The following is a 6289-nucleotide window of genomic DNA, read 5'->3' as shown; positions in this document are numbered from 1 at the left end:
TATCAGACCAGGTTGTCCTCGACGGTGAGCCCGAAAGCGCCGCGGCCGTACATCGCCAGCGCCCGTTCGACGTCGTTGGCCACGTGCACACTGCCTGCGTGGGCGTCCCGCCAGGCGCGTTGGATGGGGTTGCCCCGGCGCAGCGAGTTGCCGCCCGCCGTCTTGAACAGCAGGTCCATCGCGGCGACGGCCCGCTCGGTGCCCCGCACCTGGTCCCGGCGCGTGCGCAGGCGCAGTTCCACGGGGATCTCCCGCCCCTCCGCCGCCAGTGCCGACAGCTCGCGCAGGTTGCGGTCCATCTGCAGCAGCGTCGCGTCGAGGTCGGAGGCCGCCCGCGCGATCGCGACCTGGGCGAAGGGGTCCTCGACGAACCTGCCGCCGCCCAGGCTGAGCCGGACCCGCTCCTTCATCAAGGAGATGTACGAGTCGTAGCCGCCGGCCACCGCGCCGATGACCGGAGCGGTGATCGCACTGGTGAAGACTGCCGCGAACGGCAGCCGGTACAGCGGCCCGGGGTTGACCTTCTGGCCGGGCCCCTTCAGCTGCGCCTGCTCATAGTTGCGGATCACGCGGTGAGCCGGGACGAACACCGGCTCCACGACGATGTCGTTGCTGGCGGTGCCCCGCAGCCCCACCACGTCCCAGACGTCCTCGATCCGGTAGTCGCAGCGGGGTACCAGCACCGTCATGAAGTCGACGGGACGGCCCTGCGCCCCGACGACCAGGGCCCCCAGCAGCGCCCATCCGGCGTGCCCGCAGCCGGAGGAGAAACTCCACCGGCCGGAGAGCCGGTAGCCGCCGTCGACCGGGGTCAGCCGGCCCACGGGCGCGTAGGCCGACGAGACCAGGGTGTCCTGGTCCTCGCCCCACACCTCGTCCTGCGCCTGCCGGTCGAACAGTGCCAGCTGCCAGGGGTGCACGCCCAGCACCGAGGCCACCCAGCCGGTCGAGCAGCAGACGGCGGAGATCGCCCGGACCACTTCGTAGAAGTCCACCGGGTCGCCCTCCAGCCCGCCGTACCGCCGGGGCCTGAGCATCCGGAAGACGCCGGCGTCGACGAGTTCGCGGATCGTCTTCTCAGGAACCTGCCGCGATTCGTCGGTGGTCTGCGCCCGCTCCGCGATCGCGGGGAGCAGGGCGCGTACCGACTCCAGAACCTCGTTGCCCATCGTGCAGTCCTCCATGTCCGTGCGTCGTCATGTGCTCCGGAGCCCGGCTTTGTGGACCTTGCCGGAGGCGTTGCGCGGGAACTCCTGGAGCACGACGACCTCGCGCGGGACCTTGAAGTTCGCCAGCCTGTCGCGACAGAAGCCGATCAGCTCGGCGGCTGCGGCGTCCGCGCCCGGCCGCAGGGTCACATAGGCCCGTCCGACCTCGCCCAGCCGGTCGTCCGGGACGCCGACGACCGCGGCCTCGGCGACGGCGTCGTGCCGGCTGAGCACCTGCTCGATCTCCGCCGGGTAGACGTTGAAGCCTCCGACGGTGAACATGTCCTTCGACCGGCCGGTGATGGTCAGGTTGCCGCGCTCGTCGACGCGTCCCACGTCACCGGTGGCCAGCCAGCCGTCCGGGTCGACGGTCTCGGCGCTCGCCCCTGGGTCGTCGAGGTAGCCGAGCATGACGTTGTAACCGCGCACCAGGACCTCGCCGTCCTGCCCCACGGGCACGGTCCGGCCTTCGCCGTCGACGACGGCCAGTTCCACGCCGTCGATCGGCCGGCCGGCGGTCAGGGCCACGGTCTCGTCGTCGTCCGCGACGGCGCACGCGGTCACGGTGCCGCAGCACTCGGTCAGGCCGTACGCGGTGAGTACGACGGGAAACAGTTCGGCCCTCATCCGCTGCACCAGGGCGATCGGTACCACGGCGGAGCCCGTCACAGCCAGACGCAGGGAGCTCAGGTCGTACCGGGGCCGATCCGGCGCGTCCAGGATCGAGGTGTAGATCGTGGGCGGGCCCGGCAGGACGGTGACACGCTCCGCCTCGATGGCGGTCATCGCCTTCGTCACGTCGAACACGGCTTGCAGGACCATCGTCGCGCCCTGCAGCAGACAGGCCAGGACCCCCGCCTTGTAGCCGAAGCAGTGGAACAGCGGGTTGATGATCAGGTAGCGGTCGTCGCCGGTGACTCCGGTCCGGCCGCACCAGGCCCGGTAGGTCGAGAGATTCTGCTGATGGCTCGTCAGCACGCCCTTGGGTCTGCCGGTGGTCCCGGAGGTGAACAGCAGATCCGACACGTCGTCGGGCCGTACGGACGCCCACCGGGCGACCGCCTCGTCCTCCGGGACCCGGCTGCCGAGCTCCACGAAGGCCACCCACGGCCGCGCGGCGGAATCCGCCGGACCGCCCAGCGTGACCACGTCGACGAGATCGGGCAGCCCCGGGACCGGGGTCTCCCCCGTGGCGTCCGTGCCGAGCATGGCCAGGTAGTCGTTGCCCAGGAAGCCGTTCTCGACCAGCAGGAGCCGCGCCCGGCTCTTTTCGAGCACCCAGCGCGCCTCGTCGCCCTTGTACCGCGTGTTGACGGGTACCAGGATCGCGCCGGCGCCGGCGACGGCGAGGGCGGCCACCACCCAGCGGTGGCTGTTGGGCGCCCACAGGGCGATCCGGTCGCCGCGCCGGACGCCGAGCGCCAGCAACGACCTCGTGGCCGCCAGGGCCTCGTGGCGCAGCTGCGCGTAGGTCAGCCGCACCTCGTCGTCCACGACCGCTTCCGTCCGCGGACGGGTGGTCGCGGCGAGGTCGAGCGCGCCGGGAATCGTCAGCGGGCCCCTCATGAGCTCGGGAGCAGGCGCCGGGACGCCTCGTGGGCGCCGCGTACGAGTCCGGCGCGGGGGAAGCCGCTGCGCTTCTCGGCCGCCGCCTGGTTGCCGCCGGCGACCCACACGGGACCGTCGGCGAGATGGGCCAGGCCCTCCTCCGCGACGTCGTCGGGTTCGGCCACCCGCAGTCCGGGCAGGTCCATGCGCAGGCCGGCCCGCTCCATCGCGGGGGTGCGGGTCACGCCGAGGACCAGTTCGAGGACGTGCACGCCGTACGGCTCCAACTCCAGCCAGAGCCCCTCGGCGAAAACCCGGCTGAACGCTTTCGCGGCTGAGTAGATGCTGATCTGCGCCTGGCCGAGGTAGCCGGAGAGCGAGCCGACGAGCATGATGCCGCCCCGGCCTCGCTCCTTCATGCTCGCGCCGAAGTGGTGCGAGAGGGCGAGCTGGGCGGTGATGTTGAGGTCGATCACGCCCTGGACCCGGTCGAGGTCGCTGCTCACGAACTCGTGGCCGTAGCTGTTGGCGCCCGCGTTGAAGATCAGCAGTCCGACCTCGACGTCATCGGTCGCCTTGCGGATCGATGCCAGTGCGCGGGGGTCGAGGAGGTCGAGTTCGAGGGTGCGCACCTCGACGCCCTTGGCGCGGACCTCGTCGGCGGTCCGCCGCAGCGGTCCCGAATTGCGTGCGACGAGGACCAGGTTGATTCCGGCGTCGGCGAGCCGGTGCGCGAAGGAGGCCCCCACGCCCTCGGATCCGCCGGCGACGACCGCCCACGGCCCGTACACGCTCTTGTCGATCATCGGCTTCCTTCCTGCCCCGGCGCGACGGCCGTCCTTCGGAACGCGGTGTGCCGGGGACGATAGGCCGGGCGGCCGGGGGTGCGGCTACGGGATCCCACTGGTCGGGATCCTCATCTGGTGGGGGCGGCTCGCAGCAGGCATCCAGCCGGTTCCGCGGTCCGGTCAGTTCGTCTGCTGCCGGGCGATGTCCGTGGCCGCCAGGTAGGCGAAGACCATCGCCGAGCCGATGGGCACACCCGGGCCCGGGTAGACCAGTCCGCTCACGGACGCCATGGTGTTGCCCGCCGCGTACAAGCCCGGGATGACGTCGCCGCCGGGTGTCGTCACGCGGGCCTGGTCGTCAGTGGTCAGGCCGCCCTTGGTGCCGAGGTCGCCGAGTACGACGGGAACGGCGTGGAACGGCCCCTTCTCCAGCGGCACAAGATTGGGGTTCGCGCCCTCACCCGTCGCGAAGAAGCGATCGTAGGGGTCTTCCCCGCGGTGGAAGTCCTCGTCCACGCCGGCCGCCGCGAAGCTGTTGAACCGCTCAACCGTCGCCGTGAGTTCCGCGGCCGGGACGCCGATCTGCTCCGCGAGGCCGACCAGGGTGTCGGCCATCTTCCACACGCCGCTGTCGAGGTACGGCCGGGCGTCGCCGGGGTTCGCGCTGACGATACCGGGCGGCAGGCCTTCGGTCGTGCCGTCATAGATCCAGTAGCAGGGCAGGGGGTTGCCGGCGGCCTCCTGGGCGAGCAGGGCGCGGCCCATCCGGTCATAGGGAAGGGACTCGTTGGCGAACCGGCGTCCTTGGGCGTTGACGAAGATGCCGCCCCTGGCGCCGAGGGTGAAGGACGCGGTGGATTCGTCCAGCGCCACGCTGGGGCACCACCAGCATTCGCCCAGCAGGTCGGTGCCCGCGCCGGCCGAGCGACCTGCCCGCAGCGCGTCCCCGGTGTTGGCTCCCGTCGGCCCCATGGTCCACCGGGCATCCCGGGGGGCCTGGTACGTCCGGCGCAACTCGTCGCTGCCCTCGAAGCCGCCGGCGGCCAGGATGACGCCCTGGCGGGCCCGGATACGCAGCGGGCGGCCGTCCCGCAGAGCCTGGACGCCTACGACGCGGCCGTTCTCCTGGATCAGCCCGTCCAGGGCGGTGCTGTGGCTCAGCCGCACCCGGGACGTCTCCCGCAGGGCCAGCAGGAAACGCCCGATCAGGGCCTGTCCGCCGCCCAGTCGGGCCCGGGGCAGATCCGCGCCCAGGCGGTCGGCCGCCCAGGAGGGGCGCAGGAGGTCCAACAGGTCTCCGAGTTCCGCGGCGTCGATCTCCTCCGGCACGATCGAGCGTCCCCGGTCGAACCTTCCCGGAGCGTCGTAGTAGTCCGGGAACGCCGCGTAGCGGAAGCGCAGGTGACGGCTCTCCTCCAGGAACGCGACCAGGTCCCCACTGTGGTCGACGTAGGACTTCTGCAGTGACGCCCTGGTGCGCTCGCCGACCGTGGCGCGCAGGTAGCCGAGAGCCTGCTGTGCGCTGTCGTCGAGTCCGGACCGCTGCTGCGCCTGGTTGCCCGGCAGCCACAGGGAGGCGCCTGAGTAGGCGGTGGTGCCGCCGAAAAGCGGCGTCTTCTCGATGAGCATCGTGTCCAGTCCGTGGGCTGCGGCCGTGTAGGCGCCGGTACAGCCGCCGCCTCCCGAACCGACCACGAGGACGTCGCACTCGGCGTCCCATCCTTCGGCTGGGGACGGACTGCTTGCGGCAATGGACATGCGGTTTCCTCCTGGCCGGTCGTCATGTGCCGGTCAGCGTAAGAAGAAGTGCCGTCATCGCGGGTACGCGCAGTCCCGTTCACCGGGAGGAGACGGGCCCGGTCGGACGCCTGAACGGACCGGCTCCCATGCGGGCAGGCAGTCACGTACGGAAACGAGCCGGGTCCTGCTGCCGAAGCCGCCACCGGGTGCGGGCCCGGTCGCGCTGAGCGGGACTACCCCGCGCCCTTTCCCACCCCTTGCCGCGTATCCTCGGACGTTGTTCCTGTATGCGACCGTTCAGGGGGAGAAGTGCCGAGAATCGCCGAGGCCAGGGCAGGTGCCGAGCCCAGCTCTCCTGGTCAGCGGGCGCGTCAGCTGCGCATCCTCCGGGCGGCCGCGGAGCTCGCGGCCGAGCAGGATCTGGACCGCGTGCAGATGCATGAGGTGGCCAAGGCCGCCGGAGTGGCGATCGGCACGCTCTACCGCTACTTCCCGTCGAAGACCCACCTGTTCACGGCGGTCATGGCCGAGCAGATCGAGGGCTTCGGCGCGCGGCTGCCCGAGCGCGGCGCCGACACCTCTCCGGTGGACGCCGTCTTCGAGACGCTGGCCAGCGCCACGCACAACCTGCTGCGCCATCCGACGCTCGCCACCGCGATGATCCAGTCGGCGAACTCCGCGAGCGCCGCGACCGTCACCGATGTGACGCGCGTCGACACCGGCTTCCGCGACCTCATGCTGAAGGCGTGGGGGGTGGAGCATCCCGCGGAGCAGCACCTCACCCGCGTCCGGCTGCTGACGCTGCTCTGGTACGGCGTCCTGCAGTCGCGGCTCAACGAGCGGATCTCCGCGGCCGACGCGGAGTCCGACCTGCGCATGGCGTGCGAGCTGCTGCTCGCGCCCGGCCCCACGCCCCTGGAGACGCGCTCCGGTTGATCGCACCGGTCCGTGCGGAGCGCGCCGGTGCGGGGGCAGCGCGAAGCGGGGGCCGTCTCCTTCCCGGAG

At 71.6% G+C, this 6289-nt stretch carries 5 protein-coding genes; 1 reads left to right on the top strand and 4 read right to left on the bottom strand.

All coding sequences use genetic code 11. From position 1 onward, the window contains the following. Positions 1-2 precede the first annotated feature (2 nt). The 4 genes from hsaA to ACFU6I_RS47380 all read right to left on the bottom strand — a co-directional run bounded on the left by hsaA (position 3) and on the right by ACFU6I_RS47380 (position 5302). Entirely contained in the window at positions 3-1169 is a 1167-nt protein-coding gene (gene hsaA / locus ACFU6I_RS47395; protein ID WP_384380481.1) for a 3-hydroxy-9,10-secoandrosta-1,3,5(10)-triene-9,17-dione monooxygenase oxygenase subunit, read from the bottom strand. Positions 1170-1196: 27 nt separating this feature from the next. Further along, a complete protein-coding gene (locus ACFU6I_RS47390; protein WP_384380478.1) occupies positions 1197-2774 on the bottom strand; it encodes a FadD3 family acyl-CoA ligase in 1578 nt (525 codons plus the stop codon). Further along, on the bottom strand, positions 2771-3562 hold the full coding sequence (locus ACFU6I_RS47385) for an SDR family NAD(P)-dependent oxidoreductase (protein WP_384380475.1): 792 nt from the start codon (positions 3560-3562) through the stop codon (positions 2771-2773). The genes ACFU6I_RS47390 and ACFU6I_RS47385 overlap by 4 nt, the downstream gene beginning before the upstream one ends. Positions 3563-3724: 162 nt before the next feature. Beyond that, entirely contained in the window at positions 3725-5302 is a 1578-nt protein-coding gene (locus ACFU6I_RS47380; RefSeq protein ID WP_384380472.1) for an FAD-dependent oxidoreductase, read from the bottom strand. 291 nt (positions 5303-5593) lie between these two features. Between ACFU6I_RS47380 and ACFU6I_RS47375 the strand changes: the two genes are divergently transcribed. Then, positions 5594-6220, top strand: coding sequence for a TetR family transcriptional regulator (locus ACFU6I_RS47375; protein ID WP_327248692.1), 627 nt, complete (start codon positions 5594-5596; stop codon positions 6218-6220). The last annotated feature ends 69 nt before the right edge of the window (positions 6221-6289 follow it).

Origin of the sequence: Streptomyces sp. NPDC057486, assembly GCF_042802415.1 — a bacterium.
GTDB lineage: Bacteria > Actinomycetota > Actinomycetes > Streptomycetales > Streptomycetaceae > Streptomyces > Streptomyces yanii.
The sequence above is the reverse complement of the archived record's forward strand: the minus strand, read 5'-3'. Positions and strand labels throughout refer to the sequence as shown.

What these genes read in the sequence shown, in the direction of transcription:
- hsaA (WP_384380481.1), bottom strand. Translation starts at nt 1,169, where the DNA reads ATGGGCAACGAGGTTCTGGAGTCGGTACGCGCCCTGCTCCCCGCGATC.
- ACFU6I_RS47390 (WP_384380478.1), bottom strand. Translation starts at nt 2,774, where the DNA reads ATGAGGGGCCCGCTGACGATTCCCGGCGCGCTCGACCTCGCCGCGACC.
- ACFU6I_RS47385 (WP_384380475.1), bottom strand. Translation starts at nt 3,562, where the DNA reads ATGATCGACAAGAGCGTGTACGGGCCGTGGGCGGTCGTCGCCGGCGGA.
- ACFU6I_RS47380 (WP_384380472.1), bottom strand. Translation starts at nt 5,302, where the DNA reads ATGTCCATTGCCGCAAGCAGTCCGTCCCCAGCCGAAGGATGGGACGCC.